Origin of the sequence: Pseudomonas sp. UBA7530 (assembly GCF_002479365.1) — a bacterium.
In the GTDB taxonomy this organism is placed as follows: Bacteria; Pseudomonadota; Gammaproteobacteria; order Pseudomonadales; family Pseudomonadaceae; genus Aquipseudomonas.
This window is the reverse complement of record NZ_DLMS01000005.1, coordinates 58,194-74,183: the sequence shown is the minus strand read 5'-3', so window position 1 is coordinate 74,183 and position 15,990 is coordinate 58,194. Positions and strand designations below refer to the sequence as shown.

Sequence of the window (15,990 nt, the reverse complement as noted above, 5' to 3'; positions counted from 1 at the left end):
TCCCATGACGCCGACCCTGAATGATTGCCTGCTGCATGAGCCTGTAAACACTTCGTAAATGAAATGGATTTTCATTAACTTTAATAGTAGAAAGATAGCTTGCTTTCGATCCTGCCTAGACCAGCGCACGTCGCTGCTCGTCCCGACCCGGAGCCCAGCATGTCTATCCGCTCTCATCTGCAACGCGCTGCGGTGGCGATTGCCGCCTCGCTGTTCGCCACCCTTCCCTTGCACGCCAGCGAACGCACGCTGGACAGCGCCTACGGCCCGCTGAAACTCAGCGGTACGCCGCAGCGCGTGGTCGCTCTCGGCGACAGCGCGCTGGATGCGGCGCTGTCGCTTGGCGTGCAACCGGTCGGCACTCTGGCCAGCCGTGGCGGCGATGACGTGCCGGACTATCTCAAGGCCAAGGCCGGCAAGATCACCCTGGTCGGCAGCGTGCGCGAGCCCAACCTGGAAGCCATCCTGCGCCTGCAGCCGGATCTGGTCCTGGCCTCGAGCGAACTGTCACGCGAGCTCTACGCCAAGCTGAGCCTGATGGCGCCAACCGTGGTGCCCAAGGGCAACAGCTTCCAGGACTGGCGCGAAACCTACACCACCTACGCCAAGGCGCTGGGCAAGGCTGCAGACGGCCAGCAGCGCATCGCCGAAATCGACGCGCGCAGCGCACAGCTGCGCCAGCGCCTGCCACAGGGGCAAGCGGTCAGCGTGGTGCGCTGGAACCCGCAGGGGCCGGTGATCATGTCCAGTCACCTGTTCGTCGGCCAGTTGCTCGATGACCTCGGCCTGCGCGCCAACGAACTGGCCGCTGCCCAGGCGCAGAAACCGCACAGCGACGTGCTCAGCCTGGAGAACCTGGCGCGCATCAACGCCGACTGGATCTTCCTCGCCACGCTCAACCCGGACGGCCGCAAGGCGCTGGAGGACGCGCGCAAGCAGCCGGCCTTCACCCGCCTGAAAGCCGTCGCCGATGATCACGTGGTGGCCGTCGACGGCCAGATCTGGAGCAGCAGCTCCGGCTACCTGGCCGCCCAGCAGGTTCTAGATGACGTGGAGAAGGCTCTTCTCGACTGATGCCCGCACGCCTTTCCGTTCCCCAGGCACTGGGCTACGCCGCACTGTGCCTGTCGCTGCTGTGCCTCGCCAGTCTGCTCCTGGGCGCGGGTGACATCGGCCTTCTGCCCAGCCTGCAGGCCTTGCTCGGCGGTAGCGACGACGATGCCCGCTTCATCGTCTTCGAGCTGCGCTGGGTGCGCACCGAACTGGCCGTACTGGTCGGTCTCGCCCTGGGTGCGGCCGGCGTGCTGCTGCAGGCGGTAACGCGCAACCCGCTGGCCGAACCCGGGCTGCTCGGGGTCAGTGCCGGCGCCTCGTTCGCGGTGGTGCTGGCGATCAACCTGGGCGCCTCGGCCGCCAGCCTGCATCTGGGCGTGGCAATGCTCGGCGCACTGATCGGCTGCGTATTGGTGCTGCTGGTCACGCGTATGCGCGGCGTCGGCGACGACCCGGTGCGACTGGTGCTGGCCGGCGCCGCCTTCTCCGGCATGCTCGGCGCGCTGAGCAGCCTGTTGCTGCTGTGGGATCAGCGCACCGCCGATGAGATGCGCTTCTGGGTCATCGGCGCCCTGGCCGGCCGCCCAATGGATACCCTCGACTGGAGCCTGCCAGGGCTGATCGGCGGGTTGTTCATGGCCCTGCTGGTGGTTCGCCCGCTGGCCGCACTGGCACTGGGCGAGCGCGTCGCCAGCGGCCTCGGTCATCACCCGCAGCTGACCCGCCTGGGCACTTTGCTAGCCGTGGCGATCCTGGTCGGTACCGCCACCGCGGCCGCCGGCCCCATCGCCTTCATCGGCCTGATCGTGCCCTACATCGCCCGCCGCCTGGTGGGCTCGGACATCCGCCGCACCCTCGGCCTGAGCATGCTGCTCGGCCCGTGCGTGCTGTTGTTGGCTGACGTCATCTCGCGCCTGCTGGTGCGCCCCTACGAACTGCCGGTGGGCGTGGTGACCGCCTTCGTCGGCGCGCCGATCCTGATCGCCGTGGTGCGCAACCACCGCCTGCCGACCTTGTGACATGAACCTACCTGCCCCACGCCCCTTGCTCGCCCCGGCCGGCCATCATCTGCTGCGTCTTGGCGCCTATAGCCTGCTGCTGCACCGACGCAGCGCGGTCGTAGCGCTGATCCTCAGCCTGCTGCTGATCGTTGTCGGCGGCTTGATACTGGCCGCCGGCGATGACGCCCTCACGCCATGGAAAGCGCTGCAGGCCGCCTTTGGCCAGGGCGAGGCGCTGCAGGTATTTTTAATTCAGGAGCTGCGCCTGCCCCGCCTGGCCGCCGGCCTGCTTAGTGGAGCCGCCCTGGGCGCCGCCGGCTGCCTGCTGCAGACCCTGGCGCGCAACCGCCTGGCCACGCCGGGAGTGATCGGTATCGACGACGGCGCCACTGCCTTCGCCGTCGCCTCAATCGTTGCCGTACCGACCAGCCTGGCGCCGTCTGTCCTGGCGCTGAGTGGCGCCGCCACAGCGGCTGTCCTGACCTTCGCCCTGGCCGCCGGCGGCGGCGCGCGCGGTTATCGCTTCATCGTCGTCGGCATCGCCGTTGGCGCACTGTTCGGTGCGCTGACCAATCTGATGCTGGCGCGCAGCGACATGGACGCCGCCAACGCCGCCTACCCCTGGACGGTCGGCAGCCTCAATGCGCGCCCGGCCGATTCGGTGCTACTGCTCGGCATCGGCCTGGCCGCAGGCCTGCCGCTGGCCAAACTGCTGGCAGGCGCCCTGAGCCTGATGCGCTTTTCCGACAGCGTCGCCATCGGCCTCGGCGTCCGTCTGCAACGCATGCGTCTGCTCACCCTGGCGCTGTGCGTGTGGCTCACCGCGCTGGCGGTCGCCGTCGTCGGGCCGGTCGGGCTGATTGCCCTGGCGGCACCGGAAATGGCGCGGCACCTGTGCAACCGCCACGGCGTGCCGGTATTCAACGCGGCATTGTCCGGGGCACTGATGATGATCCTTGCCGACTGGCTTGGCCGCACCCTGCTGGCGCCCATCGAGATCCCGGTCGGCATCATCGCCGCCGCGGTCGGCGGCCCCTACCTGCTGTGGATTCTGCTGCGCCAGGCCCCACGGAGTTCGACATGACCCTGCTTTCCTCCCTGCTCGGCGACACCCACCAGCCAGACGTGCGCCTGGAAGCACGCGACCTGAGCATGGGCTACGCCCACACGACGATCATCGACGACCTGAACCTGGTCATTCCCAGCGGCCAGGTCACCGCCATCGTCGGCCCCAACGGCTGCGGCAAGTCCACCCTGCTCGCCGGCCTGGCGCGTCTGCACAAACCCAGCGCCGGCCAGGTGCTGCTCGATGGCAAGGCCATCGGCAGCCTGCCCTCGCGAGAAGTGGCGCGCAGGCTTGCCCTGCTGCCGCAGGATGCCAGCGCGCCGGACGGGCTGACGGTCAGCGAACTGATCCGCTTCGGCCGCCAGCCGCACCAGAGCCTGCTGCGCCAGTGGAGCGAGGAGGATCAGGCCATCGTCGAGGCGGCCCTGGTCGCCGCCGACCTGGTGGAACTGGCTGATCGGCCGCTGGAATCGATGTCCGGCGGCCAGCGCCAGCGCGCCTGGATCGCCATGGCCATCGCTCAGGCAACGCCTCTGCTGTTACTCGACGAACCCACCTCGGCGCTGGACCTGGGCCACCAGATCGAAGTGTTCGAGCTGATCCGCCAGTTGGCGGCGGTCGGCAAGACCATCGTCATGGTGGTGCATGACCTGTCCAGCGCCTGCCGCTACGCCGATCATCTGATCGCCATGCATCAGGGAAAGATTGTTGCCAGCGGCCGCCCCGATGAGATCGTCACGTCGGAGCTGGTCGAGCGCTTATATGGCGTGCGCTGCACGCTGTTGCGCGATCCGCTGAGCGGCACGCCGGTAATCGCCGGGGTGAGCAAAATCTGACGCGCTTTGGCCAGAGCGCTTCGCTTGATGCCCGGCAATGGCCATATCTTAAAAACGTGTAAGAAATTGACTCTTCCCGGTTTTTCGGCCGGCCAATTGCAAGGCCAACTGAACGTTCAGATCACCATCGGCAGCGGTTGTACCGTAACCAACGGCTCAAGCGACGGCTCGGCCAACACCTTCGGTTCCATATCGTTCGGCGATTACAATGACCTCGCCAACCTGATCGACGGCCGCTCCTTCGGCAGCGCTGGTGGCAGCTCATTCGGCCTGCAATGCAGCGATGGTACTGACTACAGCATTGCCCTGAGCTCGGGGCAAAACGCCACTGGCTCTCAGCGTCGCATGGTCAACGCGGGTTCCTTCGTCAGTTACAACCTGTATCAGGACGCCGGCCGCACCCAACTCTGGGGCGACGGCGGTGCCACCGGCACGGCGCTCTCGGGCACAGGCAACGGCAGCGACCAAGAGGTAATCGTCTTCGGTCGGGTGCCACCACAGCCCACGCCAGCTCCAGGCACCTACAGCGACACCGTGCAGGTCACCATCACCTGGTAACTCCCTTCGCTCCGCTCAAGAGGATCCAAGGCTTACCAGGGAAGACACGTCATGCAGCGCCTGCTCGCCCTTTTTCTAGTGCTGGCTCCGCCCCTTCTGCACGCGGTCGACAAGACCGCCACCATCGGCCTGAACGTCGAGGTACTGCCCGCCTGCCAGGCAGGAAGCAGCAGTGGCTCGGGGCTCAGCTTCGGCACACTGGATTTTGGCACCCACGTCAGACTCGATAACCTGATCACCCGCGTAGGCCAGCCTGGAGCCGGCGCCCTGCGTGTCAACTGCCAGCAGAACATTCCCTACCGCGTGCTGATCAATGCCGGACACAGCGGCACTACCAACAACCGGCAGATGACCGGACCGGGTTCGGCCGTGCTCATCTACAACCTCTATACCAGCGCCGACTACACCACCATCTGGGACGACAGCACAGGCGTCAGCGCGGTAGGCAACGGCCAGGACCAGTGGCTGCCGGTTTACGCGCGCGTGCCGGCGCAGAGCGCTCCACCGCCCGGCAGCTACAGTGACACCCTGACCATCACGGTGAGTTGGTGATGCCGTGCCGAGTCCGATCACTTGGCATCTCCGGCCTGCTCTGCCTGACTACCTGGGTCATGCCCACCCTACCCGCCCACGGCGACACGGGCGTCAACGACCAGATCGTCAGCCAGAGCTTCCAGCTACGAGCCGAAATCGTACCGGGCTGCCTGCTGGGGACCGGCGGCAGCGACGCCACCACCTTCGGCAATATTTCGTTCGGCCAGATCAGCACCCTACCCGCGAATCTGGATACCGCCAGCACACCGGGCAACGGCTCCATCGTGCTGCAGTGCTCCCCCGGTACAGCCGTCACCCTGTCGCTCAACGCCGGCCTCAACGCCAGCAGCGTCGGGGGCGGGCGATACCTGGCACGCGGTGCCGAACGCCTGCGCTACCAGCTGTACCAGGACGCCGCGCGCAGCGTCATCTGGGGCAACGGCAGCAACGGCGGTACGCGCATGAGCATCAACTTTCCCGCCGGCGGCGCCACCCAGACCTTCACGGTCTACGCGCGCCTGTTCAGCGTCAGCCCGATGCCGTCGGCCGGCATCTACACCGACACCATCACCGTGACAGTGAGTTATTGACCCATGAGGACATCGACCCTCTTCGCCTGCTGCCTGGCTCTGCCCCTGAGCCTGGCGAGCCTGGCCTTGCAGGCCGCCAGCTCCATCCTGATATGGCCAATCAATCCTCTGATCGAGGCCGATCGTCAGAAATCAGCCGCGCTCTGGCTGGAAAACCGTGGCCAGGAGCCGGTGGACTTGCAGGTTCGGGTGCTGGCCTGGGAACAGGAGGGTTTCGAAGATCGTCTGACAGCGCAAAAGCAGGTGGTCGGCAGCCCACCCATGGCCACGCTGCAGCCGGGCAAGCGGCAACTGGTGCGGCTGGTCAACCTGGAGCCTCCGAGCGCCGGAACGCTACGCACCTATCGAGTGCTGGTCGACGAAATGCTGCCGCCGCAATCGCGCCCGTCACAGATGGGCGTGCAATTCCAGATGCGCTACTCGGTGCCGCTTTTCGTGGTGGGCCCTGGGGCCTACCTGGATGACGGTGCGCGAGAGACGCCCGGCCAGGGCCAGCCACTGGCCCCCGATTTACGCTACCGAGTCGTCGCTGACAGCGACGGTGCCTTCCTTTACCTGCGCAATATCGGCCCCGCCCCGGCCCGCCTGTCCCAGGTCGACTTGCTGCGCGACAGCGGCCGCCAGCCACTGGCCGAAGGTTTGCTCGGCTACGTGCTGCCAGACGCACAGATGCGCTGGCCGTTGCCAGCAGGTGTACGGGGTGGTCGCGTGCAGGCGCGGATCAACGAAAGCCGGCAAGCGCAGACGCTGGACTCTGAATAAGTCGCTGGCGTTGTGGCTACTGGCCGCCGTGCTGTCGGGCCAGCCGGCTCATGGCAATGATCAGGAGCAGTTCGCCCAGGCTCAACCGCTCTACCTGGAGTTGATTGTCAATGAACTGTCCAGTGGCAAGGTGGTGGAAGTGAGAGAGTACCAAGGCCGGCTCTTTGCCCAGCGCGACGACCTGCTTGCCGCTGGCGTGCGCCTGCCGGAGCAGACCAACCCCTGGATCGCCCTGGACAGCATCGACGCCCTCGAAAGCGAATACCGGCAGGACAACCAGCGCCTGCTGCTCACCCTGCCCAGCGAATGGTTGCCCCATCAGCGTTTCGGCCCCACCAGCCTGAACGAGCCCATGCAGGCGCAAAGTGCCTTCGGCGCGCTGTTCAATTACGACCTCTACTACAACCACACCGAGAACGCCGGCCACTACGCCAATACCTGGCTTGAACAGCGGGTGTTCGACGGTTTCGGCACGATCTCCAATACCGGCGTCTATCGTCACAGTTTCTCCGAGCCGGGCTATCGCGACGGCTACACCCGCTACGACACCACCTGGCGGTTCAACGACCAGCAGCGCATGCTCAGCTTCAGCGGTGGCGACCTGATCAGCGGGGCGCTGACCTGGAACAGCGCGGTGCGCATGGGCGGGCTGCAGGTGTCTCGCAACTTCTCGTTGCGCCCGGACCTGATCACCTATCCCCTGCCGCGCTTCGACGGCGACGCCGCGGTGCCCAGCACCGTGGACCTTTTCATCGACGACGCGCGCATTGGCCAGCAGGACCTGCGCCCCGGCCCCTTCACCCTGAATACGGTGCCCTATATCAGCAGTTCGGGCACGGCGACGCTAGTGACCACCGATGTGCTGGGACGCCAGGTGTCGACCACGGTCCCGTTCTACGTGACCGATACCCTGCTGCGCCAGGGGCTCTCGGACTTTTCCCTGTCGCTGGGCAAATTGCGCCAGAACTATGGTGAGGAAGACTTCGCCTACGGCAGCCTCGTGGGCAGCGGCAGCGCGCGCTACGGGCTGACCGACAGCCTGACCCTGGAAGGCCACGCCGAAGGTGGCGCGGGCCTGAAACAGGCCGGAGTCGGTACGACGCTGGGGCTCGGCCTGATGGGGACCGTGACCGGCTCGGTGAGCCAGAGCAGTGGTATCGGCAATGGCCAGCAATACAGCCTGGGCTACAGCTACTATGCGCGCCGCTTCGGCATCACCGCGCAGCGTATCCAGCGCACCTCGGGCTACGCCGACCTGAGCGTCGCCCAGGCGTTGGACAGCGACCTGACCGGCGGCCCGCTGAGCAAGATCCTCGACCAGTTGACCTTCAGCTTCAGCCCCGAAGATCTCGGCTCGTTCGGCGTGGGCTACTTCGCCAGCGAGGAGCACAGCGGGCGGCGCACGCGCCTGCTCAATCTGTCCTGGTCGCGCAGCCTGTGGGGCAATGCCAGCTTTTATCTGTCGTTCAATCGCCAGCTGGACGACGGCTCGCACGCCGTCCAGGCGCAACTGGTCATCCCGTTCGACCTCCGTTCGACCTTCACCACCGGCGTCGAACGCGACAGCAATGGCAACCAGCGCGTGCGCGCCAACTACAGCCGCAACGCCCCCAGCGACGGAGGCCTGGGTTGGAACCTGGGCTATGCCGGCGGCGAGAGCGAATATCGCCAGGCTGACCTGACCTGGCGCACCCAGCACGCCCAGGTGCAGGCCGGTGCCTACCAGAACGATGGAATCACCACCCACTGGGGCGGTGTCAGCGGCTCGCTGGTGGCCATGCAGGGACAGATGTTCGCCAGCAACCGCATCGACGACGCCTTCGTCCTGGTCAGTACCGAGGGTTACTCGGAGGTGCCGGTACGCTACGAGCATCAACTGCTCGGCCGCACCGATTCGGCTGGCTACCTGCTGGTGCCCTGGGTGCCGTCCTACTACCCCGGCCAATACGAAGTCGACCTGCTGGAGCTGCCTAGCAACCTGCAACTTGCCGAGACGCAGAAACGCATCGCCGTGCACCAGGGCAGCGGCGCTCTGCTCGCCTTCCCCATGGAGATGAGCCTGTCGGCCAGCATCCAGCTGGTCGACAGCCTGGGGCAACCGCTGCCACGCGGCACCCAGGTATTGCATAAACCCAGCGGCCAACGCACCTACATCGGCTGGGATGGCCAGTTGTATTTCGAAGACCTGTCTAGGGAGAACCAGCTCGAGGTGAGCCTGGCCGATGGTAGCCGCTGCAGCAGCCGCTTCTCGCTGGACGACAGCGCTGTGGAGATGGCGGTGATCGGCCCCCTCGCCTGCCTGCAACGGGAGGACCAGCCATGATCCGCTGGGTGGCCTTCGCCCTGTTGCTGTGTAGCGCCCTGGCCAGCACCACCGCGCATGCCTGCAACACCTACGGGGCCTCGGTCAACCTGGGCACCACCAACTCCCTGAGCCTGCGCACCAACCCACAATTCGCCGCGGCCGGGGCAGGCCTGTCCTGCCCTGGGGTACTTCAGTTGCTGACTGCTGCTTATGTCAGGGTCACTCTACAAAATGCCGGCAGCCTGGTTCTGCGGGACGGTCAGGGCAACCAGATTCCCTTTCAGGTTTATCAGGACTCCGGTTACAACCAGGCTCTGGTTGCAGGTCAGCCACAGCAGCTTGGGGCAATCAACCTTCTGGCCCTTGGCGGCAGCTCCAGCGCCATCGGCCTGTACTTCCGCACCAACCCAGGCCCGAACGTGCCGGCGGGCACCTACACTGCGACCGTTACTCTGCGTTGGGATTGGGCGATTTGCACCATCGGACTCATCAATCTCTGCAACTGGAGCCGCAGCCCCGGAGTGACGCAGAGTTGCCCGCTGCTGATCTGTGGCGCTCCCACCAATTGGGGCACCGGCTCGCTCGCGACCCTGACCATCACACTGGTGGTCAGCAAAGCCTGCCGCATCGACACGTTGCCCAACGTGGACTTCGGCGCCCAGGCGCTGATCAGCCAGTTCAGCACCCAGCAGCGCACCTTCGCCGTCACCTGCACCGCCACCGAGGGCTACACGCTGACCTTCGACAATGGCCAGAACTATCAGGCGCCTTGGCGACGATTGCGCAGCGGCAGCAATTACATCCGCTATAACCTCTACCACAACGCCAGCAGCCTGATCTGGAACCCCGCCTCGCCACTTACGGCCAGCGGCACGGGCAACTCGCAGACTTTCACCTACCAGGCGATTCTCGACCCTGGACAGCCCAATGCCCCGGTGGGGGTGTACACGGACAACGTTCTGCTGATCATCAACTATTGAAGCGTCACCAGTAGACCACCAGCGTCGAGCCGTCCTTCTCGATGGACTTCACGGGCAGCGAGGCCGTCTGACCGTCCTGGCTCAACGCCAGGGCACGTCCCTGGTCATCGCGCACCTGATAGGCCGAGTGCTCGCAGCTATGGCCGCTCAGATATACGCTCGCCGCATCGCTTCGAGCGACGATCTCGCAGCGTTTGAGAATGGTCAGGCTGATATGCAGCTGCCCGCTGATCTGTTCAGCGAGTGAGGGATTGGCAGCCGCGCACAGCACGCCCGCCAGGCAGTAGGCAAGAATTCGAGTAAACGGCATAACAAGGGGTCTACGGTGAAGATGGCCTGCTGAGGTTGAAGGTCAATATCCATCCGTAGACGCGGTCACCGGTTCGACTGGGACCGCAGGTGTCAAGAATACGGTGATATCACATTGAAATCACCTCTGTTCCGACGAACGCGATTCACCCCAGAGTTTGCGCGACGAAACGCCTGGCCGGCGCCACGATCTGCTCCTGCGCGGTCACCAGCGGCAGGTCGCGGGCGCCATCTTCGGTATGCCCGACCAGGGCGTAAAGCGTGGCCGTCGCCAATTCCAGCGCTTGCGGTAGCGCCTGGCCAGCCAGCAGCCGACCGAGCAGCGTAGCCGAGAACACATCGCCCATGCCGTTGGGCAAGGGGTGCAGCGCCAGGCGCGGCGTGGTCACCAGCCAGGCGCCCTCTCCGTTTACCGCCAGCGTACCCAGTTCGCTGTCAGCGATGTCCGGCGTCGCCAGGCTGGTCACGATCACCACGTCCGGCCCGCGACCCCGCAACTGCCTGGCGATCTTCACCGCCTCCTGCAGATTGGCCGGTTTCGAGCCGGTGAGCAGTTCGAACTCGAACTGGTTGGGCGTAATGATGTTGGCGAAGGGAATCGCCTGGTCACGCAGGAAATCGGGAATCGCCGGATTGACGAACACGCCGCGCCCGACGTCGCCCATCACCGGGTCGCACAGGTAACGCACTGCCGGGTTGTGCTGGCGAATCTCGCCCACCGCCTCGAGAATCACCCGCCCTGTATCGGCATCGCCCAGGTAACCGGAAAGCACGGCCGACAGCCGCGGCAGCACGCCACGCTCACGCAGCCCGAGCAACACTTCGCGCACGTGCTCGGCGCCGAACACCTGGCCGCGGAACTGGCCATAGCCGGTGTGGTTGGAGAATTGCACGGTGTGAATCGGCAGCACCTCGAAGCCGAGGCGCTGCAAGGGAAATACCGCGGCGGCGTTGCCGACGTGGCCCCAGGCGACATGCGACTGAATGGACAGGACGAGGGGCGGAAGCGTGGCGCTCATTGCGGTCTCTGGCTGCTGGACGGGTAAGGCATGGATTATTCGCCAAGCCGTACGAACCTGTCACGCCCGCGCCAGACGACTCGCCGGGCACGTCTGAGCGATTTGCGCGGCCAGCCTCGCAGGTATCAGCCGAACGAAGCCGCAATCAGCTTGCCTGAATGATGATGAACCGTTGCCGCCATTCTTGCGCTTCAACGACTCGATGGCGCACTGCGAAACACTCCTGCCCATTTGCCAGAGGACCTCCCATGACCCTTTCGGTCGTTCGACGTATCGCCGCCATCATCCTCGTACTTCTGGCCGCTCCCTTCGCTGCAACGGCTGCCGACAAGCCCAGGATTCTGGGTTGGGTGGAAGAAGGCCTACTGCTGCCCGAACGGGTATCAGTGAAGATGAAGCTGGATACCGGCGCCCTCACCTCGTCCATGGACGCCAGGGAACTCGAACGTTTCGAGCGCGATGGCGAAAAGTGGGTGCGTTTCAAGGTCCAGCTCAAGGACAGCGACACCGGCAAGTCGGTGAATATTCCCTTCGAACGTCAGGTCGAGCGCAATATCAAGGTGCGCGGGGCCGGCGGCGCCGAGCGACGCCCCGTGGTGTCGATGCAGATGTGCATTGGCGATCAGGTCTACGACGAGCAGTTCTCGCTCAACGACCGCGACAAGATGATCTACCCCGTGCTGATCGGGCGCCGCACCCTGGAGCATCTGGGCGCGGTGGATGCGTCGCAGACCTTTACCCTAGAACCACGGTGCGCCAAGCGGCCGGCAAAAAACTGAACGCGCGGCCTGCCGGCACGCCAGGCGCACCGGAGCCCGGGGCTGAGACGTAAAAGCCCGGCCTGGCCGACCGTCACGCCTCGGCCGTCTACGCCCGCTCGACCCGATTGCGCCCCGCCGTTTTGCCCCGGTACAGCGCCGCATCAGCGCGCTGCAAGGCCTCGTCGAACGCTTGCGCAGCGTTGAAACGATCCGATACGCCGATGGTTGCCGTGCAGCGGATCACGTGCCCCTGGCCGACACCGGGCACCTCGCTCTGCTCGATCGCGGCGCGCATGCGCTCCGCCAGCTGCATGACGCCAGCCTCGTCCGTCTCCAGCGCGATGACCACGAACTCCTCTCCGCCCAGGCGACAGATCAGATCGCCCTGGCGGGCGGTGCAGGTGAGCACGCCGGCGATATGACACAGAACCAGGTCGCCGACCTTGTGGCCGTGGCTGTCGTTGATCTGCTTGAAGTGATCGATATCGATGATCAGCAGGTACGCCGGGCCGGTCATGCGCAGGCGAAATTGTGCGTCCAGGGCGTCCAGCAGCCCACGCCGGTTGAGCAAGCGGGTCAGCGGGTCGTGAGCCGCCAGGCGGCGCAGTTCATCGGTCAGCCGGCGCAGCACCAGCCAGACCGCACAGGGTGGCAACACGGTCGCCAGGAACGACATGTAGATATAGAAGACCTTCTGGAAGCCGCTGTTCATGTCCAGCGCCGCCATTCCGCCGTTGACGATCATCGCGAACTTAACGGCATTGAGCACGCTGACCCCACCGATCAGCACCGCGAACACCACCATCTCGACACGCAGGTCCCTGGCAAAGCTTCGTCTTCCGTAGAGAACGGCTGCCGTCATGGCCAGAAAGAGCAACGCGCAGAGGCCGGCCAGCAGCGCATGGCGTGCTGCGGAACCGAGCAGCCACTGCACCAGAACCTGTACCAGGCTATAGACGACCAGCAGCATGAGCAGCGGGCGCAACACCGGGGTCGGGCGATCAAAAAAGCGCATCGCACCCAGAACGTAAGCGACAGGAGCGCCAAGCGTCAGCGTATGGTTGACCAGGCTCATCGGCCCCCAGTCCGGTGGGCCGTCGAGCAACTGCAGGATATAGGCGAGCCCGAGCAGAAGGTTGCCCAGCGCAAAGACTTCCATGCCCATTGTCTTGCCGTTCAGCCGCCTGCTGATCAGCAGGAACATCACGGAAAAGCACAGCAGGTGCACGCAAAGCATGCCGAGGATGACGGTAGTGACCATGGACTCGCGCAAAGTGAGAGGTAGCAACAGGCCGATGGATCGGCGCCCATATCGCGCCCTCACTTCCCTCAGCATTCCAGAATGTATTCTGGCTTGGCTATTCAAGCCTGTGAATCGTGGCGCATAGCGTCAGCCAAGGCAATCTGCCTTCCAGTCGTTCACGGAGTACCCGACGTTGGGTCAGGTTTGTCCTGCCCGCCAGTCGGCATCGTCAGCCCACAGTGCAGTTTGTCGGGCCAGGGCCACATGACGACAAATTCGGCCCATCATCGCTGCTTGCCCGGTTCGCTGCTGTTCTGCTTTCGGTTTCGGCTGCGCGAGTGTCAGGGCTTCACTCACAGCTCAATCGAGTACAAGGAGGTTCCATGTCGAGCAAGGCTCTTCAGATTTTGCCACTGCTTACCGGCCTGATTCTCGCCGGTTGCGTCGGTAGCCCCATGGAGCGGGCCATCCCCAACATCCCCGGTCTGATGGCGAAGAACTCCTGGCCCGGCAAGCCAGCCTCGGAGGCCATCGCCCAGTATGGTGACCCGCACGTCATCAAGGACCTCGGCGACGGCCGCCAGCAATACCTGTGGTTCGATAACTGGAATCGGAGCTGGGAAGAACTTTCGGCCAGTTACGTCACCCCCGGCCCAGGCGGCTGGTACCGCTACAACGAATATTCGACGCGCACCCGCCATTACAGCTGCTCGGTGATGATGGACATCGACCAGAACAAGATCGTCCAGCGCTTCGACTATCACGACAATATTCGCGGTGCCTGCAGCAACTATTTCAGCCTGTGAGCGCGGCCTGGCGCTCATAAAAGAACGCCGAGCCGGTCAGGCCGGCTCGGCGTCAACGCAAACCCGTTGGCGCAGGTTCATTACGACGTTCCACGGTGGGCAGCAGCGACACAAAAAGAGCCACCAGGTGGATCGATTCAGAAGGCTGGCAACACCGCACCTTCGTAACGTTTCTCGATGAATGCCTTCACCTGCGGACCGGTCAGGGCAGCAGACAGCTTCTTGATCGCCTCGCTGTCCTGATTATCCGGGCGGGCCACCAGGTAATTGACGTAAGGCGAGTCACTGCCTTCGATCGCCAGCGCATCGCGCTTGGGATTGAGCTTGGCTTCCAGCGCGTAGTTGGTGTTGATCAGGGCCAGATCGACCTGATTCAGCACGCGCGGCACGGTGGCTGCCTCCAGCTCGCGGAACTTGAAGTTGCGCGGGTTATCGACGATGTCACGCGGCAGCGATTGCGCGCTGTTGGGGTCCTTGAGGCTCAGCAAACCGGCTTTCTGCAACAGCAGCAGGGCACGGCCAGTGGTGCTGACATCGTTGGGAATGGCGATGGTGGCACCATTCGGCAGTTCATCGAGCGACTTGTACTTGGTCGAGTACGCGCCGAAGGGTTCGACGTGTACGCCCTGCACGATCACCAGCTCGGTACCGCGCTGGGCGTTGAAGCTGTCCAGGTAGGGTTTGGTCTGGAAGTAGTTGGCATCCAGGTTCTTCTGGCTGACCTGCAGGTTGGGTTGTACGTAGTCGGTAAAGACCTTGATCTCCAGATCCACGCCCTGCTTGGCCAGCTCGGGCTTGATCAGTTCGAGGATTTCAGCGTGCGGTACCGGCGTGGCGGCTACGCTCAGTTTCTCGCCGGCGTGGGCCAGGGATGCAGTCAGGGCAGCGGTCAGGGCAGTCAACAACAGGGTCTTTTTCATGATGTCCTTGTTCTCGGTTCATGGCGCCGGCTGGATCGACAGGCCGGCGCGCTTGGCAGATGCCCAACGGATATGGCGGGCTGAGCGCGACAGTATGAAGAAATATTTATTCCACAAAATACTTATTAGTTATTTTCTTATATCCGAAATCAAAATCTGTTTTCGCTTGTGAGCCATCCTCTCTGCGACCTAGAGTAGATGGCCTTCTCTCTCAGGAGGCTCCATGCTTACCGCCGCCCTCGCCCGTTTCCCTCGCCTGCCGCTGATTCCCCAAGCCACCGCTCTGCAACATCTGCCGCGATTGTCCCAGCATCTGGGCAGGGAGGTCTGGATCAAGCGCGACGACCTCACGCCGCTGGCGCTGGGTGGCAACAAGGCGCGCAAGCTGGAATACCTCGCCGCCGATGCGCAGGCCAAGGGCGCCGACGTACTGGTCACCGCCGGCGCTATCCAGTCCAACCATGTGCGCCAGACTGCGGCCGTAGCCGCGCAACTGGGCCTCGGCTGCCTGGCCCTGCTGGAAAATCCCATCGACAGCCACAGCGCCGACTATCTGCAGAACGGCAACCGCCTGCTGCTGGATCTGTTCGGCGCCGAAGTGGAAAACGTCGCCAACCTGGATGATGCCGACCAGTTACTGGAGGCCGCCTGCCAACGGCTGCGCGCTGCCGGACGACGACCGTACCCAGTGCCCATAGGAGGTTCCAATGCCCTGGGCGCGCTCGGCTATGTGCGCGGTGGGCTTGAGCTGGCCGAACAGATCGCCGCCAGCGGCCAGGATTTCGCCGCCGTGGTGCTGGCCTCCGGCAGCGCCGGCACCCACGCCGGGCTGGCCCTGGCGCTGGAGGCGGCACGCCCGGGCACGCGCGTGATCGGCGTCACCGTTTCGCGCAGCGAGGCGGCACAAAAGCCCAAGGTCGAAGGTCTACTGCAGCGCACGGCTGAACTGCTGGGTGTGGACGTGCCACACGGATTGAACCTGGAGCTGTGGGACGCCTATTTCGCGCCACGCTACGGCGAAGCCAATGCTGGTGCTCTGCAGGCCATCCGCCTGCTGGCCAGCCTGGAAGCGATACTGCTCGACCCGGTCTACACTGGCAAAGCGTTCGCCGGATTGCTCGACGGGCTCGAACGAGGCGCCTTCCCCGGCAATGGTCCGTTGCTGTTCCTGCATACGGGTGGCTCACCTGCCCTGTTCGCCTACAAGAAAAAAGAATAAATGAGTAACTTTTAATTATTTAACGGCA

At 64.5% G+C, this 15,990-nt stretch carries 17 protein-coding genes; 13 read left to right on the top strand and 4 right to left on the bottom strand.

Annotated elements, in window-relative coordinates; genetic code table 11:
- The first annotated feature begins 159 nt into the window (after positions 1 to 159).
- The 10 genes from B2U07_RS09410 to B2U07_RS09365 all read left to right on the top strand — a co-directional run bounded on the left by B2U07_RS09410 (position 160) and on the right by B2U07_RS09365 (position 9,685).
- The gene (locus tag B2U07_RS09410; protein ID WP_275545256.1) at positions 160 to 1,074 is read left to right on the top strand and encodes an ABC transporter substrate-binding protein; all 915 of its coding nucleotides are present in this window, start codon (positions 160 to 162) and stop codon (positions 1,072 to 1,074) included.
- The gene (locus tag B2U07_RS09405; RefSeq protein WP_275545257.1) at positions 1,074 to 2,072 is read left to right on the top strand and encodes a FecCD family ABC transporter permease; all 999 of its coding nucleotides are present in this window, start codon (positions 1,074 to 1,076) and stop codon (positions 2,070 to 2,072) included. Before B2U07_RS09410 ends, B2U07_RS09405 begins: the two co-directional genes overlap by 1 nt.
- Position 2,073: 1 nt before the next feature.
- The gene (locus B2U07_RS09400) at positions 2,074 to 3,138 is read left to right on the top strand and encodes a FecCD family ABC transporter permease (RefSeq protein ID WP_197859119.1); all 1,065 of its coding nucleotides are present in this window, start codon (positions 2,074 to 2,076) and stop codon (positions 3,136 to 3,138) included.
- Positions 3,135 to 3,956, top strand: coding sequence for an ABC transporter ATP-binding protein (locus tag B2U07_RS09395; RefSeq protein WP_296276878.1), 822 nt, complete (start codon positions 3,135 to 3,137; stop codon positions 3,954 to 3,956). The genes B2U07_RS09400 and B2U07_RS09395 overlap by 4 nt, the downstream gene beginning before the upstream one ends.
- 66 nt (positions 3,957 to 4,022) lie before the next feature.
- A complete protein-coding gene (locus tag B2U07_RS09390) occupies positions 4,023 to 4,514 on the top strand; it encodes a Csu type fimbrial protein (protein WP_296276877.1) in 492 nt (163 codons plus the stop codon).
- Between the two features lie 51 nt (positions 4,515 to 4,565).
- Positions 4,566 to 5,066 (top strand): Csu type fimbrial protein, encoded by a 501-nt coding sequence (locus B2U07_RS09385; RefSeq protein ID WP_296276876.1) that lies wholly within the window; start codon positions 4,566 to 4,568, stop codon positions 5,064 to 5,066.
- Positions 5,066 to 5,638: a Csu type fimbrial protein gene (locus tag B2U07_RS09380; protein ID WP_422662680.1), complete on the top strand. Its 573-nt coding sequence runs from the start codon at positions 5,066 to 5,068 to the stop codon at positions 5,636 to 5,638. The genes B2U07_RS09385 and B2U07_RS09380 overlap by 1 nt, the downstream gene beginning before the upstream one ends.
- Before the next feature lie 3 nt (positions 5,639 to 5,641).
- Positions 5,642 to 6,400 (top strand): fimbrial biogenesis chaperone, encoded by a 759-nt coding sequence (locus B2U07_RS09375; RefSeq protein WP_197859115.1) that lies wholly within the window; start codon positions 5,642 to 5,644, stop codon positions 6,398 to 6,400.
- A gap of 4 nt (positions 6,401 to 6,404) precedes the next feature.
- Positions 6,405 to 8,723 (top strand): fimbria/pilus outer membrane usher protein, encoded by a 2,319-nt coding sequence (locus tag B2U07_RS09370; protein ID WP_419096335.1) that lies wholly within the window; start codon positions 6,405 to 6,407, stop codon positions 8,721 to 8,723.
- Positions 8,720 to 9,685, top strand: a complete 966-nt coding sequence (locus B2U07_RS09365) for a Csu type fimbrial protein (protein ID WP_296276873.1) — start codon at positions 8,720 to 8,722, stop codon at positions 9,683 to 9,685. Before B2U07_RS09370 ends, B2U07_RS09365 begins: the two co-directional genes overlap by 4 nt.
- Before the next feature lie 4 nt (positions 9,686 to 9,689).
- Here B2U07_RS09365 and B2U07_RS09360 read toward each other — a convergent pair whose 3' ends face one another.
- Together B2U07_RS09360 and pdxY are read right to left on the bottom strand one after the other, a co-directional pair.
- On the bottom strand, positions 9,690 to 9,995 hold the full coding sequence (locus tag B2U07_RS09360; protein WP_275545266.1) for a hypothetical protein: 306 nt from the start codon (positions 9,993 to 9,995) through the stop codon (positions 9,690 to 9,692).
- Between the two features lie 145 nt (positions 9,996 to 10,140).
- Positions 10,141 to 11,013, bottom strand: coding sequence for a pyridoxal kinase PdxY (gene pdxY, locus B2U07_RS09355; RefSeq protein ID WP_275545267.1), 873 nt, complete (start codon positions 11,011 to 11,013; stop codon positions 10,141 to 10,143).
- A gap of 248 nt (positions 11,014 to 11,261) precedes the next feature.
- Here pdxY and B2U07_RS09350 point away from each other — a divergent pair, with 248 nt between their 5' ends.
- The gene (locus B2U07_RS09350) at positions 11,262 to 11,792 is read left to right on the top strand and encodes an ATP-dependent zinc protease (protein ID WP_275545268.1); all 531 of its coding nucleotides are present in this window, start codon (positions 11,262 to 11,264) and stop codon (positions 11,790 to 11,792) included.
- Positions 11,793 to 11,880: 88 nt separating this feature from the next.
- On the opposite strand, the gene B2U07_RS09345 is transcribed toward B2U07_RS09350, so the two are convergent.
- Positions 11,881 to 12,978 (bottom strand): GGDEF domain-containing protein, encoded by a 1,098-nt coding sequence (locus B2U07_RS09345; RefSeq protein ID WP_275545269.1) that lies wholly within the window; start codon positions 12,976 to 12,978, stop codon positions 11,881 to 11,883.
- 422 nt (positions 12,979 to 13,400) lie between these two features.
- Between B2U07_RS09345 and B2U07_RS09340 the strand changes: the two genes are divergently transcribed.
- Positions 13,401 to 13,823, top strand: a complete 423-nt coding sequence (locus B2U07_RS09340; protein WP_275545270.1) for a hypothetical protein — start codon at positions 13,401 to 13,403, stop codon at positions 13,821 to 13,823.
- A 137-nt stretch (positions 13,824 to 13,960) separates the two neighbouring features.
- Here the strand turns inward: B2U07_RS09340 and B2U07_RS09335 are convergent, their stop codons facing one another.
- The gene (locus B2U07_RS09335; protein WP_275545271.1) at positions 13,961 to 14,743 is read right to left on the bottom strand and encodes a MetQ/NlpA family ABC transporter substrate-binding protein; all 783 of its coding nucleotides are present in this window, start codon (positions 14,741 to 14,743) and stop codon (positions 13,961 to 13,963) included.
- A 223-nt stretch (positions 14,744 to 14,966) separates the two neighbouring features.
- On the opposite strand from B2U07_RS09335, the gene B2U07_RS09330 reads away from it, so the two are divergent.
- The gene (locus tag B2U07_RS09330) at positions 14,967 to 15,962 is read left to right on the top strand and encodes a D-cysteine desulfhydrase (protein ID WP_275545272.1); all 996 of its coding nucleotides are present in this window, start codon (positions 14,967 to 14,969) and stop codon (positions 15,960 to 15,962) included.
- Positions 15,963 to 15,990: the final 28 nt, after the last annotated feature.